We start from the raw sequence: 17879 nt of genomic DNA on the forward strand, positions 1-17879 counted from the left end.
TATTGACATACCGCATGCGCTGTTTTTTAATCGGAGGGCCCGCAGCGCACGCGAACGAGGGAGACGGCGTGGACATCGACGTACTGGGCGCACTCGACGTGAGGGAGAACGGGGTGTCCGTCGCCCCCACCGCGCCGAAGCCCCGCCAGGTCCTGGCCCTGTTGGCCCTGCACGCCGACCGGATCGTCCCGGTCGACTCGCTCGTCGAGGAGCTGTGGTCGGACCGGCCGCCGCGCAGCGCCCGCACCACCCTGCAGACCTATGTCCTGCAACTGCGCGAACTCATCGCCGCGGCCCTGGAGAAGGACCCCGCCCGTGAGGGCGAGCAGCCCCGTACCGCCAAGGACGTGCTGATCACCCTGCCCGGTGGATACCTGCTGGCCTGCAACGGCGGCACCAGCGACGTGCGGGAGTTCGACCAGCTGGCCGGCCAAGGCTACCGGGCCATGGACGCGGGCGACTTCACCGGCGCCTCCCGCCTGCTGGGCAGCGCGTTGAAGCTGTGGAACGGCACGGCCTTCGCGGACGTACCCAAGGGGCCGCAGCTGACCATGGAGGCCGCGCGGCTCGACGAGAGCCGCCTGTGCGCCCTCGAACAGCGCATCGAGGCCGGCCTCAGGCTCGGCCGCCACCGGGAACTGCTCGCCGAGTTGACGGTGCTGACCAGCCGTCACCCCACGCACGAGAACCTGCACGCCCAGTTCATGGTGGCACTGCACCGCGCGGGCCGGCGCGGCGAGGCGCTCGGCGTCTACCAGCGGCTGCGCACCAGTCTCGTGCGCGACCTCGGGATCGAACCCTCCCCGCGGCTGCGCCGCCTGCAGCACTCGATCCTGGCCGCCACCCAGGACGGCATGCCCGTACCGGTGGTGCAGGGGCCCTCCCCGCAGTCCCCGCCGGAGCCCAGCCTGGCCCCGGCCGGCTGACCCGTACCACCCGTCCCTTCCCGGGAGCCGGCACCGCGCCTTCCGGGAGACCGGCACCGCACTTCCCGGGAGACCGGCACCGAACAGGAGGCGCCCGCCTTGACCAGCCAGCCGCAGACCGCTCCGCCACCGGACCCCGACGGCCCCGCGGCCGGCATCCTCGACGGGCTGACGGCCGTGCTGGCGGACACGCTGCACGTCGAACCCGGCCGGATCGACCCGCGACAGCCGTTCCAGGTGCTGGGGGTCGACTCCATCTTCGCCGCCGAGTTCGTGGCGGCCCTCAACGCCCGCTTCGGCACCGCCGTCACCGCGGCCGCGCTCTACGAGCACCCTGCCCCGGCCGACCTCGCCCGCCACCTCGCCTCGGCCGGCCTCCAGGACCCCGCCGGGGAGTCGGGCGCGTCCGCCGGGTCCGGTACGTCGGCCGGGTCGGGCGCGTCCGCCGGGTCCGGTACGTCCGGGGCCGCCGGGTCCGGCGGGGACGCCGTCCTGGACGAGCTGCGTGGTCACCTTGCGGCGACCGTCCACTGCGATCCCGCCGCGCTCGACCCGGAGACCGCCTTCCCGCTGCTCGGACTCGACTCCATCCTGTCCGCCGAGTTCGTGGCCGCCGTCAACCGGGCGTACGGCCTCACCGAGCGCCCCGTCACGCTCTACGACCACCCCAGCCTCGCGGCCATGGCGGAGTACATCGCCGGTGCGGCGCCGGGGGCGGCCGGGAGCCTCGCCCGGGCGGACGCCGCGCCGGACCCGGTACGGGGCGACCTCACCAAGGACGAGGTGAACGCGCTGCTCGACGCGGTGCGCGACGACATGCTCACCGTCGACGAAGCGGTCACCCTGCTGACGCCGCGGCCCGCCTGAACGAGGACAGCACGTGGAGACCATGGACCACAGGGACATCCTGACCCGTTTCAAGAACGGTGACCTGGGCCGTGAGCAGGCGGCGGCCCTCCTGACCGGTGCGCGCCCCGGCCCCGCGGCGGGGGACGCGCCCCGCACGACGGCGGTGGCCCAGCCGCGTGCCGCCGTGCCCCAGCCCCCGCCGGCGCGTGCCCTGACGACCGCGCCGGCGGGCGGCGGGCCTCCCGCCCCGGTGGACGGGTACGCCATCACGGCCCTCCACTGGCGCTTCCCGGACGCGGACGGCCTCGACGCCTTCCGGCACACCGCGGTGCTCGGCGGACGCGACGCCGGGCGGCGGACGGGAGGCTCCCTCGGGGGCCTCGACGACTTCGACGCCGTCTTCTTCGGGCTGACGCCCCAGGACGCCGCGCTGCTGGACCCGCAGGAGCGGATCCTGCTCGAAGTGCTCTGGCAGACCCTCGAGACGGCCGGCTGCACCGGCGCCCGCCTCGACACCCTCACCGCGGCGGACGGCGAACCGCGCGCGGTCGGCGTGTACGTCGCCCACGGCCCCGCCGGCCGAGCCGGCATCACTCACGAGTCGGCGGGCGACGCCGCAGCCGCCGCCGGTGCCCGCGTCGGTCTGCCCGCGCGCCTGTCCACCCTGCTGGACCTGCGCGGGCCCGGCCACTGCGTCGGCGGCGGCGAGGCGGCCTTCCTCGTCGCCCTGCACCAGGCGCTGTCCGCGCTGCGCGCCGGGGAGTGCGGCGCCGCCCTGGTCGGCGCCGTCGACCTGCGGCTCGACCCGGCCGGCCGGCAACCGGAGGGCGGGGAGGGCGTGGGGGCCGTACTGCTCCGGCCGCTCGCCGCCGCCCGGGCCGCCGGCGACACCGTCCACGCGGTCGTGCGGGCCACGGCCGTCGCCCATCCCGGACGACGCGCGCGGGACGCCGTCGCCGACCGGCTGTCCCGCCGGACACTGGCCGCCGCGGGTGTCACGGCGGCCGGTGTCACGCTGCGGGAGACCGAGGCCACCGTGGACGCCACGACCGGCGGCACCGGCGCGGCGACCGGACTGGCGGCCCTGGTGCGGGCGGTGCTGCAACTGCGCCACGGCACGCTGCTGCCCGCCCCCGGCGACTCCCCGGCCGTGCCGTGGGTACGGCCGCACGACGAGTCGGGACGCGACCTGCCGCGCCGCGCCACCGTCGCCGTACGCCCGACGGCCGGGAGCGCGGCCGCCCACGTGCTTCTCGAGGAGCCGCCGCGGCGCGGGCCGGAGCCGATCGCGGCAGGGCCGACCGGGCCGGCCGCCGCGTCCGGGGAACTGGTGCTGCTGTCCGCGCCGACGCCGGAGCACCTCGCCGCCACGGCCCGGCGGCTCGCCGACCGGGTGCTGTCGGCGGACGGGGTGGAGGACGGCGTGGAGGACGGCATGCGGGACGACCGGCGGCTGCTCGCCGCTCTCGCGGGTGAACTCAGGCTGGGCCGGGCCGTACGGGACTGCCGCCTCGCCGTCGTCGTGCGGGACATCGGCGAACTGGCGGCCGCGCTCAGGACGTTCGCCGACGACCGCGACCGTGACGGTGCCGGTGACCGCGACGGTGCCGGTGGTGCGCGCGGCAGCGTGGGGTGCGCCGATCTGCGCGGCGCCCAGGGGCCCGGCGTGCTCTTTGGCGAGCTGCCCGAGACCCGCGCCTACCTGGCGGCGCTGTGGCGGGGGCGCCGGCTCGACGCCCTGGCCCGGCTGTGGCTGGCCGGGGTGGACGTGACCGCCGCCGACACGGCCGGTGCGGCGCCGGTGCTGCCGCTGCCCACGAGCGCGCTGCTGCGCCGGCCGCTGCCGGAGGCCGGGCGCCCGGGGACGGACGGGCCGACGCCGTCATGACCCTCATCGAGCCCGAGACGCGCATCCCCGGGGAAGTCCCGGCCCCGGAGCAGGCCCCGCCCGTCAAGCTGTGGCTGTGCCCCAACGACGACCTGACGCCGGCCCTCAGGGACCTGCTCGCCGAGCACTGGCTGGACGAGCAGGAACGGCACACGGCGGGCAAGTTCCTCTTCGAACGTGACCGGCGGCAGTACCTCGTCGCGCACATCCTCGTCCGGCGGGCGCTGGCGCTGGAGGCCGGACTGGCCGAGGCCGAGCTGGTCATGTGGCGCTCCCAGCGCGGCCGTCCCTTCCTGCGGCCGGTGGCGGGCGGACTGCCGCGCGGCGGGACCCACCTCGACTTCAACCTCTCGCACGCCGGCGGCTACAACCTGCTCGGCATCGTCCGCAGGCACCGCATCGGCGTGGACGTCGAGGGCCTCGACCGGGACGCGCGGGGCATCGACACCATCACCGGCACGTTCGCGCCCGAGGAACAGGAGTGGGTCGCGCGGGTGGCGCCGGGCCACGCCCGCGACCGGCGGGTGCTGCGGCTGTGGACGCTGAAGGAGGCGTACTCCAAGGCGCTGGGCCTCGGACTCGGGCTGCCCTTCGACGAGTTCGCCTTCACCCTGGACGACGAGCGGGGCGTGAGGGCCTTCCGGCCGCCGGAACAGGACCGGTTCGGGCGGTGGCGCTTCCTGGAACTGGAGCCGGTCCCCGGCGTCCTCGTCGCGGTCGCCGTACCGGCCGGGGACGGACAGCCGGGCGTGCTCCAGTTCCACCACGGCTTCCCCTGGGCCCGCGCGGCCCCGCAGGACATCCCGCTGCCCGACCCGGTGGGCGGCCCGTAACGGGCTGGTCCCGCACTCGCCGCCACACCGTACGTGGAACTCCGCTAGAGGGCGACTGCAGAAAAGCGCTGGGGGACACGGACGCGGCTAGCGTGCACGTGACGCAGTTTTCTGGCCATCGAAAGGAACTGGACAGAGGACTCGACGAGCTCGACGAGCGGAGGACACCGTGAAGATTCAAATCCTGGGTCCGTTGAGTGCCGAGGTCAACGGGGGTTCGATCGTTCCGACGGCCGGGAAGCCGCGGCAGGTGCTGGCGCTCTTGGCGCTGTACCCGGGACGGGTCATGCCCGTGCCCACCCTCATGGAGGAGCTGTGGGGCACCACGCCCCCGGCGAGCGCGCTGACGACCCTCCAGACGTACATCCTGCAACTGCGCAGAAAACTCGGCACGGCGATGGGACCCGGCTCACCGGCGGGCGCCAAGGACGTGCTCGCCACCCGGCACGGCGGCTACCTGCTCCAGATCGACGGCGACTGCGTCGACGTCCACCAGTACGAGAAACTGGTGCGCGAGGGGCGGACCGCCTTCGGGGCCGGCGACAACGAGGTCTCCGCCGCCCGCTTCCGCGCGGCCCTGGACCTGTGGAGCGGCGCGCCCCTGGTGGACGTGAGGGTCGGTCCGGTGCTCGACATCGAGGTCGTACGGTTGCAGGAGAGCCGCCTGGTCACCGTCGAGCGGCGCATAGACGCCGATCTCCGGCTGGGCCGGCACACCGAACTCATCGCCGAACTGGCCGATCTGACAGCTCGTCACCCGCAGCACGAGGGGCTGCACTCGCAGGCCATGGTGGCCCTGTACCGGTCGGGCCGGCAGGCGTCCGCCCTCGAGGTCTACCGCCGGCTGCGGATGCGGCTCATCGACGACCTCGGTGTCGAGCCCTCTCCCCAGCTGCAGCGCATGCACCAGGCCATGCTGTCCGTCGACCCCCAGCTCGACGTCCTGGCGGGGCCGCGCAACACCTCCACCTTCGACCTGTTCGCCGCCTGAGCGGACCCGTGGGCCAGGTACGGCGGCCGGGGCGCCCGGCGGCCGACGCGCGGGAGGAGGCGGACCGATGACCCCAGGCCGTGGCCGCAACGGGCCGCAAGCCTCAGCGGCACGTACGCCGGTGCTGGTGGCGGGGGAGGGCGAGACGGCGGTGCTGTTCGTCGCCGGACGGCGGGTGCGGCCCGCCATGGTGCGGGCCCTGTACGGGGCGTTCCCCGTCTTCCGCGCGCAGTTCGACACCGGGTGCCGTGGGCTCGACGTGCGCCTGCCGCTGCCCCTGGCGGCGGCGGTCTTCGCGCCCGAGCACGGCGCCGACGCCGGACTGCTCGACCGCACGGACTTCGGCCGGGCCGCGCTGTTCGCCTACCAGGTGGCGCTGTATCGGACGTGGCAGGACTGGGGGATGCGCATCGGCGCGGTCGCCGGGGCCGGTTCCGGCACGGTGGCCGCGGCGCACGTGGCGGGGGGCCTGGGCCTGGAGAAGGCCGCGCGGACCATTCTGACCGGGCGTCATGACCGTCCCGACCGTCGTGTCCCCCGGGCACCCGCCCCCGGACGCGGTGACGCGGAGGGCCTGTCGGCGCTGCGCGCGGCGGGCTTCAGGCGGGTGCTGGCGTGCGGGCCGGGCCCGCGGGAGGACGCGGAGACGGCCGTCGCGGTCGGCGAGGTGCCGGCGCTGCTGGCCGCCATGGCGCACCTGCAGCTCTCCGGTCCGCGCATCGACTGGGAGGCGCTGTGGTGGGCCCGCCACCGCGCCGACGTGCACGCCGTGCTCCGGCGGGTGCTGGAAGCGGCCTGAGGGGCGGGCGGCGGGCGGCGGTCAGCCGTCGAGGCGCCGGCGCACCGCGGTCGCGCACCTGCGCAGACGCACGCGCGAGAGGATCAGCAGAGCCGACCAGACGGCCACTGACGACTCGGCGAGCAACGGAGCGGCGGTGGCGCCCCCCGCCACCGGAGAGGCCCCCGCCGCCGGAGAGGCCGCGCGGCGGCGCGGCACGTCCTTGCCCGCGAGCCCGAGCAGGTCGTCGTGCGGGCGGGACGGGAATGTCGTGGTCATGCGTCACCTCTTGGGCCATCCGATGTCGTCGTCGGACGGCACGTCCCGGTTCGGCCCCCGTGGTACGCATCCGCTCCTGGGGGCAGCACGCCGTGCAGGAACCGGATGCTTCATGGACGACTCCCGGGCGGGGCAGGACAGCGCGCAGGCGCTTCCGACGTATGGCGCTGGAAATCCTGACCGGATCCGCTAAAGGGGCGCTCGAGGAACACGTGAGAGCCGTGCGGACGCGGAGCGCGGATACACGGGTGTGCGGGTGTGCGGACGCGCGTCCGTGGATGCCACGGTCCCGGAACGGCCGAAGCCCCCGTGGCGGCCGGTGGCCGACGGGGGCGTATCGGTGGGCGGGTCCGGTTGCCCGGTGGGCCGGCGAGGGCTCAGGCGAGGTCGGCGGAGGTGGTCCCGGGGGCGACCGGCCAGCCGATGTCGTCCGTGGTGGTGGCGGCGGTCTGGGGGGCGACCGGCCAGCCGATGTCGCCCTCGTCGGAGGCGGTGGCGGTGGCGGTGGTCTTCGGGGGGACGGGCCAGCCGATGTCGCTCGCGGTGGCGACCCCGGCCGAGAGCACGGTGGCGGCGATGGCGGCGGCGACGGTGGCGGCGGCGGTGGCGATGCGCTTCATGGCGGGCTCCTCGGTGTGTCAATTTCGCATTCGGTGCTTGGCAACCTTCTGCCAAGAAGATTGGCAAGGAGGTCTCGGGAATCGCTCGGAGTTCGGTTGATGGACGCTGGAGCAGGGCCCCAGAGGCACTCCCCGGCAGGGGGGAAGGCGCCTGTTTTGCCAACGCGACATCCCTCTGACCAGCGAGAACGTGAAGTCTTGGCAGAACGAGAAATGACCTGGCAACGCTAGGAAAACTCTGGGGACCGAACCCGGGAACGCCCTTGCCGAACTCGGTCCGCGGTCCCCGGAACTAGAGCGCCGCTGGAGCCGGCGTTGCCAACCCACCCTGAATTCTGGCAACTTATTGCCAAGTAAGAGGCAATCTACTGCCAATGGTTGTCCGCGATCGGGGGAGGTCGGAAGTGAACGCGATGCCTCACGGGGACCGTGACCGAAGGGTCCACCTGGACACCGCCGGCCTGGGCCGGATGCCGGCCGCCGCCCGCGCGCAACTCACCGAGTGGACACGGCACGAGGACCGCCACGGTCCGCACGAGGTGGACGAGCACGTCCACCACGTCGTACGCCCCGAACTCGACGCGCGCCTGGCGGCCCTGCTGGGCGCGCCGGCCGGTGACACCGTCCTGTCCACCGGCGCGGCCGACGCGTTCGCCACCCTGGTGCCACGCCTTCCGCTCCGCCCGGGCGACCGCATCTGGACGACCCCCTACGAGGGCGTCGCCAACCTGACCGTCCTGACCGCCCTGCGCGACCGCGCACGCTGCCGGCTGGAGGTCGTGCCGCTGCGCCCGGACGGTGACCTGGACCTGGAGTGGATGGCGGCGCACATCGACGACGACGTCGCCCTGGTGTCGGTGGCCCACGTCCCGGCCGGCTGCGGCATCGTCACCCCGGTGGAGGACATCGGCCGCCTCCTCGCCCCGTACCGGTGCCTCTACGCCGTCGACGCCTCGTACTCCGTCGGCCAGCTCGCGGTGGACGCGGGACGCATCGGCTGCCAGCTGCTGACCGGGGACGGCTGGCGGTTCCTGCGCGGCCCGGAGTCGGTCGGGTTCGCCTACGCGGCACCCGAGCTGCGGCAGGCACTGGCCCCGTACGGCACGGGTTCCCTGGTCGTGCCGGAGGGCGCGCGCGTCGTCGGGCTGAACGCCGCCCTGGCCGAGCAGGAGGACGCCGTACCCGCCGGGGACCTCGCCGCCGTACTGCGTACCGCCGTGGAGGAGACGCCCGGAGCCGAGCTGATCGCCCCCGGCCGGGTCCAGTCCGGCATCGTCGCCTTCCGGCACGCCGGGATGCCCGCCGGCCAACTGCGCCGCGAACTCGCCGCCCGCGGAGTCACCGTGGGCAAGACGGTCGCGCAGGAGACCCCGCTGTACGCGCCGCCCGGGCGCGCAGTCACCGCCGCCGTGCGCGTCTCGGTCCACCACGACAACTCGGCGCGGGACGCCGCCCGGTTCGCGGAGGCGCTCCGGGAGGCGGCCCTGGCCGGGCGCGGGCACCACGCCGTGCCGAGGGCCGTCCGGGCGGCGGCGCCCGCTCCTGCGGCGTTGGCGGCGCGCGGTGGGGCGGTGGCGGCCCCGGCGGCGGGCCTGCGTGCCGTGTCCGCCGGCCCGGTGGCCGGGGCGGGCGCGGTCCCGGCGGTACGCGGCCCGCGTCCGCGGCGTACGGCCGGGCGGCGGCACCTGGCTCTGGTGTCCGCCCCCGCGCCGGACGGTGCGGCCTGAACCCCGGCGGGCGGGAGCCGGGGCGCCTCGCCCGCCGTGCGCCGGAGCGCCCGCTCGAGGAACGCACGAGGAACACGTGAGGTCCGCACGAGACGATGCCACGGCGCCTGGCAAAACATTGCCCGGCTGTTGCCCGGCGCCCTAGGCTCGTCGCGGCTTCGGATGGCGCTCGTCCCTTCTGCCTCGTGGCCACCCCCCACCCGCCTGCCCCAGGGAATGGTCACATGCTGCAGCAGCCGGCTTTCGGCCGACGTCTCCGGAAACTGCGCCAGGCCCGCGGGCTGTCCCAGACCGCGCTGGCCGGTGACGGCATGTCCACCGGATACCTCTCCCGGCTGGAGTCCGGCGCCCGCCAGCCCACCGAACGCGCCGTCGCCTACCTCGCCGGACGACTCGGCCTGGAAGCGGCGGACTTCGAGGAACCGGCGGGCGGTTCGCTCGCCCACGCGCTCACCCTGGCCGCCTCCACGGGCTCCGACGCGGCGATCGAGACCCTCCGCGAGGCCCTCGCCGCCGAGGGGCACGAGACACCGGTGCTGCGCTGGCAGGCCCTGTGGCACCTGGCCCGGCAGCGGCGCGTCCAGGGCGACCACATCGGCGAACGGGAGTACCTGGAGGAGCTGGTACGGCTCGGCGACCAGGTCGGGCTGACCGCACTGCGGGTGCGCGGGCTGACCCGGTACGCCCGCTGCCTGCGCTCGCTCGGCGAGATCACCGACGCCCGCGAGGCCGCGACGACCGCCCACGGCCTGGCCCAGGACGACGACCTGGAGGCGGACGACCGTGCGGCGGTGCTGCTCGCCCTGGTCTCCGTGGAGGCCGAGGCGGGCCGGATGCCCGACGCCCGGGCCCACGCGGACGAGCTGGTCGAGCTGGTCGCCGGACGGACGGACACGGTGTGGGCCGAGGCGATGTGGACCGCGGCGGCGGTACTGGTCCGGCAGGGCGACTTCGCCACCGCGCAGGCCCGTCTGCAGGAGGCGCTGGAGAAGTTCGACAGCGGTGAGGACCTGGTGCTGTGGCTCAGGCTCAGGACCGCGATGGGCCGGCTGCACCTCCAGAAGCGGCCCCCGGACCCCGAGGCCGCCGAACGCTGCGCCAAGGAGGCCGAGTCGGCGCTCGTCTTCGTCGGGACGCCCGGCCTGCGCCAGGAACTGACCGCGCTCAAGGCCGACCTCGCCTTCCTCACCGCCCGGTACGACGACGCCCGCGTCCTGCTCGGCGAACTCGCCCAGGCGCAGCCGATGATGACCTACCGGGACCGGATGCGGCTGGACATCCTGCGCCACCAGTTGCGTATCCGCTCCGGCGACGCCGACGGAGTCCAGGGCCTGCGCGCCCTGGCCGAACAGGCCCAGGCCGACGCCAACATCGACCTGGCCGCGGACATCTGGCGCATCCTCGCCGAGTCCCTGGTCGAGTCCACCGGGGAGCGGGGCACGGCCGCGTCCGGGGCTTGACCACCCGGTCGGCCAGGGTCCGGGGCCGGGTCCCGGCCCGGTGCGCGGTCGGCCCCGCCCGCTTCCCCGCCTGCTTCCCCGCCCGCCTCCTCGCCCGCGCGTGGGCCGCCCTCCGGGCCGTCCGAGGTCCGGACGGAGCTGCGGCCGGCGCGGGGAGGACGGACGGACGGCCGCGCACTCGACGCGTGCCGGTGCTCGCCGGACGCCGGAGGCCGGACGTCCCGTGCCGGGCGTCGCCCCACCGACGGGACCGCCGGGATCCGGCGCGCCGTGAGGGTCCGCCTTCCGGCGCGCCCGGTCGTGGTGGCGGCGTACGCCCGGCGGCGGTTGGCGCGCGAGGGCCGACGTCCCGTCCAGGTTCCGCGGGTCGCCCGGCCGCCGGCGCGGGGACGGGCGGGCCACGGGCGGCGCGCGGGGGACGGGGCCGGGGGCGAGAACGCGGGGCGGTTGCTGATGACCTTCATGGGGTCCTCCGGAAGGGCTCGTCGTCGGTCTAGATCAGGTCGTCGAGGTGGTCGCCGAGGTCGTCGTCGAGGGGGCTGTGGAGGTGGTCGAGGCAGGGGGCGTAGGCGTCCTCGCCGTGGGTCTCGTACCAGCCCTCGGGGATCGCGGCCGTCGCCGGCCACAGGGCGCGGTGACCGGTCGCGTCGGCGAGGACCACGAAGGTGGCGTGCTCGTCGGCGAACGGGTCGTCGTGGGCCGGACCGTCCAGCACCCGCAGGCTGCCGTCCTCGTCGAGGCGGGCGGCACGCCCGGTGCGCCACATGCGGGCCGTACCGCCTCCCGGGCCGCCGAACGGGTCGGGCAGGAACCGTTCGCCGTCGGCCCCGGGCTCCCCGGCGTACCCCTGGGCCACGCCCGCGCCCGCGATGTACAGGGACCCGGTCTCTCCCGGGCCCACCGGACGCAGCAGGGCATCGAGGAGATAGGCCCGGTAGCCGGGGGCGGGCCGGGGCGGGGAGCCGGGCACCTGCTCGACGACCAGCCGGCCCTCGGCCCAGCCGCCGCTGACGCTCAGCCCGGCGCCCTCGGCCCGGGCGAGCGCCAGCAGCGCGCCCAGCACGTCGTCGGCGCCGCCCAGCACCATCCGGGCGCCCCGCCGGCGCAGCCAGCCCAGCACCTCGTGCGGCACGTCCCGGGTGAGCGAGCCGTCCGGGACGTGGACGCGCGCCCCGCTCACCAGGGTGCTCAGCAGCCCGATGGCCGCGTCCCCGTCCGGGTAGCCGCGCACCAGCCAGGCCGTGTCCGCCGGTGCTGCACCGGCCGCCGCGGCGACGGCCTCGCCGCCCACCGCGACCGTGCCGTCCTCGCCGGGCACCAGCAGCAGCGGGTCGCCGGGGCACGGCGGCCGGAGCCGGTCGGCGTCCGTCACCGGCCAGTGTCCGGCCGGCGGCAGCGGGCCGGCGGCCTCCTCGCGGACCAGCCGGGCCGCGCCGGGCACGGCGGGCAGCAGCAGGTCCGCCGTCTCGTCCAGGAGCAGCACCGCGGGGTGCGGCGCGTCACCGAGGTCCAGCGCCGGGTCGACGGGCAGCAGCGAGGCTCCCGTCTTCACCACGGCCAGCGCGGCCACCGCGAACCCGGCCGGCGAGGACAGCGCGGTGAGCACACAGGTGCCGGGGCCGGCCCGGTGCTCCAGGAGCGCGTGCGCCAGCAGGTCGGAGCGGGCGTCGAGTTCGGCGTAGGCCAGGCCGGGCAGGGCGAGTGCCCCGGGTGCCCGTGCCACCTGTGCCGCGAACAGCGAGGCGACGTTCCCCTCGGCGGGCGGGGCGTCCGTGTCCGTGCCCGCCCAGATCCCCGTGGCCGGGCGGGTGCGCGGGGCCGGGCGGTCGGCGGTGGCGGTGGGCGCGGACGGGACGGATGGCGCGGGGGCGGCCGCGCGGACCGGGTGCGGCGGCAGGGTGTCCGGTGCCGTCCGCGCCGACGGGATCGCGCCCTTCGGCAGCCGTACGGGCGGCCCGGCGTCCGGCCCGGCGTCCGGGCCGGCGGGACGGACGGCCGCCGCCGGGGTGTTGGCGCAGCCCGCCGCCTCGACGACGGGTGCCGCGTACACGCCGGTGAGGGGGCCCGCGGGCACCTGCTCGGGGTCGAGCAGGACGATGTCCAGGAGGTCGGGTCGCTCGCCCCAGGTGGGCAGGGCGCGGTAGCCGAGGCGCTCGGCGGCCCGGCACAGCACCTCCGGGGCGGGGGCGGGCGCGTCCTGCGGAGCCAGGTCGATGCTCTCCAGGGGGTCGAAGAGGGACTGCATGGCCGCGTACTCGTCGTGCACCCGGCGGTTGGGTACGGCGGCCACGCGCAGCAGGGCCGGCCGCCGGGCGCGCAGGTGGCCGACGAGCCCGTCGGTGCCGGTGATCTCCTCGCCCCAGCGGGCGCGGGGCGCGGCGGTGAGGTCGGCGGCGGGTGCGGCGGTGGTCAGGACCGCGTCGTAGCGGTAGCGGGTCAGCTCGTTGTGCTGGACGCCGCGCTGGACGCGTACGTCGACCGCGCGCACCGCGGGCAGCTCCCGGGCGAGGGCGTCGAACAGGGCGGGGGCGAGCAGCAGTTCCCGCTCCTCGGCGACCTCGCGGTCGATGCGGCGGCGCAGCGCCTCCCGGTCGCCCCGGGCGGCACCCGGCCGGGCCAGCGCGGTGCCGGTCCGGAAGCAGTGGGCGAGGTCGAGGTTGCGCAGGCCGCCCAGGAACAGCGCGCCGCCCGGAGCGAGCAGCGGCAGCAGGCGCTCGACGAGGGCGCGCAGGTGGGCGAGGCCGGGGAGGGACGGGACCAGCGAGTCGACGACGATCGTGTCGAAGTGCCCGGCGGGCAGCCCGTGGGTGTCCTCGGCGTCACGGCAGTCGAGCCGGACCTTCTCCCGCAGGGCCGGGTCGGCCGCCACCCGCGCGGTGAGCGCGGCGACGTGGGCGGGGGAGGAGGCGGTGGCCCAGTACTCCCGGACCTCTTCGTCGCATGCCAGGCGGGTCAGCAGCGCTCCGGTGCCGGCGCCGATCTCCAGCACCCGGCGGCGCGGCAGCTCGCGGATCCGGCCGAGGGTGGCGTCCCGCCACTCCCGCAGGTGCGCCGGCGGGATCGGCAGGGCGTCGTAACTGCTGACCGGGCCGGTCGGGCCGGCCGGGCCGTCGCCCGGCACGGTGGCGAGGGCGTCCCGCTGCTCGTTGAGGCCGGAGTCGAACATCAGCACCCGCTCCTTAGGACAGCGCCTTCCGGCTGGGCCCCGGTTGGCCCGGCTTGGCAAAACGTTGCCTGAAGCTTGGCAACACCGTCTTGAGGTGATGTCTCGCAGCGGTCGAAGGGCGGTGGAACCGCAGGCGGGAAGGCGGGAGCGCAGTGCGGATGGAGTGCCTCCGCTTGCCTGGGGCGCCCCGGTGACCGCCCTCGGCGGGAGCCTTGAGGAGTATTTGAAGGATGCTCGATCCGAGCCTCAGAAACTGTCCGTACCGAGTGCGGCTACCTCGGAGGGGGCGCCGGGACACCCCCGGCGCCCCCTCCGGGGACACGGACGGAAGCGGAGGCCGAGATCATGACCGTCGAGCTGGTGGACACCGCCGAACGCACGCTCCCGGACCGGACGTTCGCCGCGCTGTACGCGCAGGTGCAAAAGTTCTACGCGCACCAGATGCGGATCCTGGACGCGCACGACGCCGAGCGCTGGGCGCTCACCTTCACCGAGGACGCCGTCCTCGAACTGCCCACCCTCCCCGAGCCGGTGCGCGCCCTCGACGGGCTCGCCCGCTACGTACGGGCCGGCGCGGAACGGCAGCGGCGGGCCGGTGGCCGCCTAGACCACTGGGTCGGCATGCTCGACGTACAGCCGCAGCCCGACGGAACGCTGCGCACCCGCTGCTCGGCCCTGGTGTACGTCACACCTGGCGGGGAAAGCCCCAAGGGCCTGCGCGTGTTCGTCATGGAGGACGTCCTGGTCCGCACCGGAGACGAGTGGCGCACCGCGCACCGCCGGGTGACCCGCGACGACCTGGCCTGACCCCTCGACCGAGAGCCGCGAGACGCACAGGAGGCAGCCATGCCGGAGCTACGTCCGATCCCGGTACCGCACGCGCCCGACGACGGGACGACCGCCTCCCGGGCCTGGGCCGAGGCGCTCGCGATGACCCGCGAAGACACCGATGCCGCCGACCGTTCCCGGGGCGAAGCGGTGGCCGCCGCGCTGTCGGCGCACCGCACCCTGTCGCGGGACTTCGGGCGGAGCGTGCCGGTCACGGCCCTCGGTCCGGACGGCACCGCGCGGGGGCTCGCCGCCTTCGTCGCCGTGTACGCCGTCCAGTGGGAGCGGCAGCAGCGGGACGACCGGGAGCGGCGGGAGCAGGAGCGGTCGGCGCGGCGGGACTGGGACAGGCGGGTCCAGCGGGACGACCGCGGTCTGGGAGAGGCGGCCTGACGCGGACGCCCCCGACGACGCGAAGCGGGCCCGGTGCTGCGGTCGCAGCACCGGGCCCGCTCACGACGTGGGTGTCCGGCGGCCAGGGGCCGCCCGGGACGGCTTCAGGCGGCCGAGGACGCCTCCTCCACCGAGTGGGTACGGCCGAGTTCCCGCTCGGTGCGCCCCAGCACGATCGAGTCGGCGATCTCGCCGCTGCGTACCGCCATGTTCGACAGCAGGGCCGACGTCAGTCCGTGGCTGTGCTCGGTGCCGCCCTGGAGGTAGACGCCGCAGGTCAGTCCCGACGAGGAGACGAGGCGGTAGTCGCGCTCCACCCGGTGCCGGCCCGCCGCGTCGCGCTCGAAGTGGGCGTCGAAGTCGTCGCCGAGCAGGCGGGCCGGGTCCACCCCGTCGTAGCCGGTGGCGAACACCAGCGCGTCCACGGCCAGGCCCTCCGTCCGGTCGTCGAGCAGCGAACGCAGCACCATCCGTGTGCCCTCACCGGTGCTCTCGACCTCGACGACCCGGGTGAGGTTGCGGAAGTGCAGCCGCTGGGTGCCGCGCACCTGCTCGTCGTACGACCGCTGGTACAGCGCCCGGATGACGTCGGTGTCGACCACCGAGTAGTTGGTGTTGCGGTGGTAGCGCCAGAACGCGTCCCGGGCCCGGTCGGTGCCGTAGTAGTACTCGTCGACCGCGCCGGGGTCGAAGACCTGGTTGGCGAAGGGGGTGTCGTCGGCGACGGAGTAGCCGTAGGACGGGATGACCGCGGAGACCTCGGCGTGCGGCAGCGAGTCGTAGAAGAACCGGGTGATCTCGGCCGCGCTCTGGCCGGCGCCGACCACCGCCACGCGCTTGAGGTCCCGCGGGTCGCGCGCGTTGAACTTGCTGAGGAACTCCGAGCTGTGCCACACCCGTTCGTCGGCCGTCACGCCCTCCGGCAGGCGCGGCACCAGACCCGTGGAGATGACCACGTTGCGGGCGGTGACCACGCTGGTGGCGCCGTCGCCGTCGCGCACCTCGATCTCCAGGAGGTCGGGCGTGAGGGTCCCGCCCTCGGTGCCCGGGCGGATCGAGACGACCTCGGTGCCGTAGGTGACCCGGTCGCTCAGGCCGGCGGCCGCCCACTCCAGGTACTGGTGGAATTCCTGCCGGGTCGGGAAGAAGTCCTGGTTGTTCACGAACTGCACCAGCCGGTTCGAGGAGTGCAGGAAGGAGATGAAGCTGAACCGGGACAGCGGGTTCCTGAAGGTCGCCAGGTCCTTGAGGAACGAGATCTGCATGGTCGTCGACGGCAGCAGCATGTTGCGGTGCCAGCCGAAGGTGGGCTGCCGCTCGAAGAAGTGATACCTGAGCGGCTGCTGCGGAGCGCTCGCCTCGTGCTCCTCCAAAGCGATCGCGAGCGACATGTTGGACGGGCCGAACCCGATACCGATCACGTCGTAGATCTCTTGGTGGCGCCTGCCCGTTATGCCCATGGAAAATTCTCCCGCTTACGTCTGGAAAACTCGACCGGTGGCCCGAGAGACCGTTCCGTGCTGTTGCTCCGAGGAGCACGAGGAGCATCTCAAAGGCAACTTGAAGACGGCATGAAGACCATTCGAGAGCTTCTCGAGGTGCGCGATATTCGAAAACGTTGTCCTGTCGACAGGACACCGGTATGGTCGGCGAAGATTCCCGACAACTCCGCGTGACGCGGCCGACGGAGTAAGTGTCCGGAGTAATGCGATCAGTCACACTCTGAGCCTGATCCATGCCTTGAGTCAATTGCCGAGAGGGTGAACCCGGATGTTCGTGCCCAGCTTCTATCGCGAACCGGACAGTTCGTGGATGGTGGATCTGGTCCGTGGTAATCCATTGGCGCTCGCCGTGTCCAACGGAAGCCCCGAGGACGGTCCTTTCGCCACGCATCTGCCGGTCATATTCGACCCCGAGAGGACCGGCGACCGGCCCGGCGAGCTGCCGGGCGCCACGCTCCTCGGGCACATGAACCGGGCCAACCCGCACTGGTCGGCCCTCCAGACGGGCGGCATCCTGCTGCTGACGTTCACCGGGCCGCACTCCTACGTGTCGCCCACGGCGTACGAGACGACCCCCGCCGCCCCCACCTGGAACTTCACGGCGGTGCACGCCCGGGGCGTGGTGGAGAAGATCGACTCCACGGAGGAGACGCTGGACGTGGTGAAGGCCACCGTGCGCGCCTACGAGGGGGAGTTCGGCGACGGCTGGGACATGACCGAGTCGGTCGACTACTTCCGCAAGATCCTGCCCGCCGTGGGCGCGTTCCGGTTCACGGTGACCCGGGCCGAGGGCATGTTCAAGCTCAGCCAGGAGCAGCCGGCCGAGGTGCGTGAGCGGGTACGAGAGTCGTTCGGGCAGAGCGCGTGCCGGTACAAGCGCGAGACCGCCGGGCTGATGAGCCGCCTGCCGTGACCCGCCCGGGGGTCCCGGCGCCAAAGGCTCCCGCGCCGGGGCCCCCGCGGAGACGGCTCAGGCGGTGACGGCCACCGGCCGGCCGGGGTCCTGAGCGTCTTCCAGGGCGCTCGCGGCCGCGCTGTCCAGCGTCGCCGTCACCCACTGCTCGAAGTCGACGCCCAGCTGCTCCGCCGCCTCGTGCCACCGTCGCAGACGACTGCCGGGCACCTCCAGGCGGCCGCTCGGCTCGGCGGGGGTGCGCGGCCGTCGCTCGTCCTCGCGGGCGGCGCGCAGGGCGGCGCGCAACTGCTTGGTGCTCCACCGCCCTTCCTCGGCGCGGTCGAGCCAGCGGTCCTGCTCCTCGACCGGCATGGAGGCCAGCTCCGCGTGGTGCTGGAAGCTCAGGGCGGAGCGGCGCCGGGCGAGGTCGAAGCGCCGGGCGACCCACGCGTAGTTGCGCAGCGTCTGGTACGAGAGGCCGGCGGCGCGGATCCCGCGCTGGTAGCGGTCGGTGTAGTGGTCCTTGCCGTAGACGAGCCAGTCGCCCAGCCACCAGGAGGACGAGTCGAGGACGCCGGCGAGCTGGTGCCCGGCCCGCTCCCACTCGTCGTACGCCATCCGGGCCGGCATCCGCAGGCCCACCCTCGTCGTCAGCACCTGACCCCCGTGGGGCTGGGGGTGGGCGTTCGCCGGGCCGCCGGGCGACCCCGCGGTCCGACCGGCCTGACGCGTCATCATGCCTCC

16 protein-coding genes are annotated in these 17879 nt (G+C 74.8%); 11 read left to right on the forward strand and 5 right to left on the reverse strand.

Annotated features, from left to right (window positions below; translation table 11 throughout):
* The first annotated feature begins 68 nt into the window (after positions 1-68).
* The 6 genes from ACFIF2_RS31280 to ACFIF2_RS31305 all read left to right on the forward strand — a co-directional run bounded on the left by ACFIF2_RS31280 (position 69) and on the right by ACFIF2_RS31305 (position 6286).
* Positions 69-926, forward strand: a complete 858-nt coding sequence (locus ACFIF2_RS31280) for a BTAD domain-containing putative transcriptional regulator (RefSeq protein WP_395576636.1) — start codon at positions 69-71, stop codon at positions 924-926.
* A gap of 99 nt (positions 927-1025) precedes the next feature.
* Complete coding sequence (locus tag ACFIF2_RS31285; RefSeq protein WP_395576637.1) at positions 1026-1793, forward strand: phosphopantetheine-binding protein; 768 nt, start codon at positions 1026-1028, stop codon at positions 1791-1793.
* Positions 1794-1815: 22 nt separating this feature from the next.
* A complete protein-coding gene (locus ACFIF2_RS31290; protein WP_395576638.1) occupies positions 1816-3663 on the forward strand; it encodes a beta-ketoacyl synthase N-terminal-like domain-containing protein in 1848 nt (615 codons plus the stop codon).
* A complete protein-coding gene (locus ACFIF2_RS31295) occupies positions 3660-4496 on the forward strand; it encodes a 4'-phosphopantetheinyl transferase family protein (protein WP_395576639.1) in 837 nt (278 codons plus the stop codon). The genes ACFIF2_RS31290 and ACFIF2_RS31295 overlap by 4 nt, the downstream gene beginning before the upstream one ends.
* Before the next feature lie 169 nt (positions 4497-4665).
* Entirely contained in the window at positions 4666-5487 is an 822-nt protein-coding gene (locus ACFIF2_RS31300; protein ID WP_225654875.1) for an AfsR/SARP family transcriptional regulator, read from the forward strand.
* A gap of 67 nt (positions 5488-5554) precedes the next feature.
* On the forward strand, positions 5555-6286 hold the full coding sequence (locus tag ACFIF2_RS31305) for an acyltransferase domain-containing protein (RefSeq protein WP_395576640.1): 732 nt from the start codon (positions 5555-5557) through the stop codon (positions 6284-6286).
* A 21-nt stretch (positions 6287-6307) separates the two neighbouring features.
* Here the strand turns inward: ACFIF2_RS31305 and ACFIF2_RS31310 are convergent, their stop codons facing one another.
* Positions 6308-6544 carry a hypothetical protein gene (locus tag ACFIF2_RS31310; protein ID WP_395576641.1) on the reverse strand — a complete coding sequence of 79 codons (237 nt, stop codon included), beginning with the start codon at positions 6542-6544 and terminating at the stop codon, positions 6308-6310.
* 377 nt (positions 6545-6921) lie between these two features.
* Complete coding sequence (locus ACFIF2_RS31315) at positions 6922-7164, reverse strand: hypothetical protein (RefSeq protein WP_395576642.1); 243 nt, start codon at positions 7162-7164, stop codon at positions 6922-6924.
* 413 nt (positions 7165-7577) lie between these two features.
* Between ACFIF2_RS31315 and ACFIF2_RS31320 the strand changes: the two genes are divergently transcribed.
* Together ACFIF2_RS31320 and ACFIF2_RS31325 are read left to right on the forward strand one after the other, a co-directional pair.
* The gene (locus ACFIF2_RS31320) at positions 7578-8891 is read left to right on the forward strand and encodes an aminotransferase class V-fold PLP-dependent enzyme (RefSeq protein WP_395576659.1); all 1314 of its coding nucleotides are present in this window, start codon (positions 7578-7580) and stop codon (positions 8889-8891) included.
* Positions 8892-9115: 224 nt separating this feature from the next.
* On the forward strand, positions 9116-10351 hold the full coding sequence (locus tag ACFIF2_RS31325; RefSeq protein WP_395576643.1) for a helix-turn-helix domain-containing protein: 1236 nt from the start codon (positions 9116-9118) through the stop codon (positions 10349-10351).
* Between the two features lie 493 nt (positions 10352-10844).
* Here ACFIF2_RS31325 and ACFIF2_RS31330 read toward each other — a convergent pair whose 3' ends face one another.
* A complete protein-coding gene (locus ACFIF2_RS31330) occupies positions 10845-13517 on the reverse strand; it encodes an AMP-binding protein (protein ID WP_395576644.1) in 2673 nt (890 codons plus the stop codon).
* Between the two features lie 345 nt (positions 13518-13862).
* On the opposite strand from ACFIF2_RS31330, the gene ACFIF2_RS31335 reads away from it, so the two are divergent.
* Both ACFIF2_RS31335 and ACFIF2_RS31340 read left to right on the forward strand, forming a co-directional pair.
* Positions 13863-14324, forward strand: coding sequence for a nuclear transport factor 2 family protein (locus ACFIF2_RS31335; protein WP_395576645.1), 462 nt, complete (start codon positions 13863-13865; stop codon positions 14322-14324).
* Between the two features lie 39 nt (positions 14325-14363).
* Complete coding sequence (locus ACFIF2_RS31340; RefSeq protein ID WP_395576646.1) at positions 14364-14738, forward strand: hypothetical protein; 375 nt, start codon at positions 14364-14366, stop codon at positions 14736-14738.
* A 104-nt stretch (positions 14739-14842) separates the two neighbouring features.
* Here ACFIF2_RS31340 and ACFIF2_RS31345 read toward each other — a convergent pair whose 3' ends face one another.
* A complete protein-coding gene (locus ACFIF2_RS31345) occupies positions 14843-16198 on the reverse strand; it encodes a lysine N(6)-hydroxylase/L-ornithine N(5)-oxygenase family protein (protein ID WP_395576647.1) in 1356 nt (451 codons plus the stop codon).
* A 310-nt stretch (positions 16199-16508) separates the two neighbouring features.
* Here ACFIF2_RS31345 and ACFIF2_RS31350 point away from each other — a divergent pair, with 310 nt between their 5' ends.
* Positions 16509-17153 (forward strand): FMN-binding negative transcriptional regulator, encoded by a 645-nt coding sequence (locus tag ACFIF2_RS31350; protein ID WP_395576648.1) that lies wholly within the window; start codon positions 16509-16511, stop codon positions 17151-17153.
* Positions 17154-17210: 57 nt separating this feature from the next.
* Here the strand turns inward: ACFIF2_RS31350 and ACFIF2_RS31355 are convergent, their stop codons facing one another.
* A complete protein-coding gene (locus ACFIF2_RS31355; protein WP_395576649.1) occupies positions 17211-17792 on the reverse strand; it encodes an LmbU family transcriptional regulator in 582 nt (193 codons plus the stop codon).
* Positions 17793-17879: the final 87 nt, after the last annotated feature.

Origin of the sequence: Streptomyces sp. BK79, from assembly GCF_044142145.1 — a bacterium.
Classification (GTDB): domain Bacteria; phylum Actinomycetota; class Actinomycetes; order Streptomycetales; family Streptomycetaceae; genus Streptomyces.

Bases quoted from the DNA above. Each gene is read 5' to 3' on its own strand.
- ACFIF2_RS31290 (WP_395576638.1), top strand. From the start codon at position 1,816: ATGGACCACAGGGACATCCTGACCCGTTTCAAGAACGGTGACCTGGGC.
- ACFIF2_RS31295 (WP_395576639.1), top strand. From the start codon at position 3,660: ATGACCCTCATCGAGCCCGAGACGCGCATCCCCGGGGAAGTCCCGGCC.
- ACFIF2_RS31305 (WP_395576640.1), top strand. From the start codon at position 5,555: ATGACCCCAGGCCGTGGCCGCAACGGGCCGCAAGCCTCAGCGGCACGT.
- ACFIF2_RS31310 (WP_395576641.1), bottom strand. From the start codon at position 6,544: ATGACCACGACATTCCCGTCCCGCCCGCACGACGACCTGCTCGGGCTC.
- ACFIF2_RS31315 (WP_395576642.1), bottom strand. From the start codon at position 7,164: ATGAAGCGCATCGCCACCGCCGCCGCCACCGTCGCCGCCGCCATCGCC.
- ACFIF2_RS31320 (WP_395576659.1), top strand. From the start codon at position 7,578: ATGCCTCACGGGGACCGTGACCGAAGGGTCCACCTGGACACCGCCGGC.
- ACFIF2_RS31325 (WP_395576643.1), top strand. From the start codon at position 9,116: ATGCTGCAGCAGCCGGCTTTCGGCCGACGTCTCCGGAAACTGCGCCAG.
- ACFIF2_RS31330 (WP_395576644.1), bottom strand. From the start codon at position 13,517: ATGTTCGACTCCGGCCTCAACGAGCAGCGGGACGCCCTCGCCACCGTG.
- ACFIF2_RS31335 (WP_395576645.1), top strand. From the start codon at position 13,863: ATGACCGTCGAGCTGGTGGACACCGCCGAACGCACGCTCCCGGACCGG.
- ACFIF2_RS31340 (WP_395576646.1), top strand. From the start codon at position 14,364: ATGCCGGAGCTACGTCCGATCCCGGTACCGCACGCGCCCGACGACGGG.
- ACFIF2_RS31345 (WP_395576647.1), bottom strand. From the start codon at position 16,198: ATGGGCATAACGGGCAGGCGCCACCAAGAGATCTACGACGTGATCGGT.
- ACFIF2_RS31350 (WP_395576648.1), top strand. From the start codon at position 16,509: ATGTTCGTGCCCAGCTTCTATCGCGAACCGGACAGTTCGTGGATGGTG.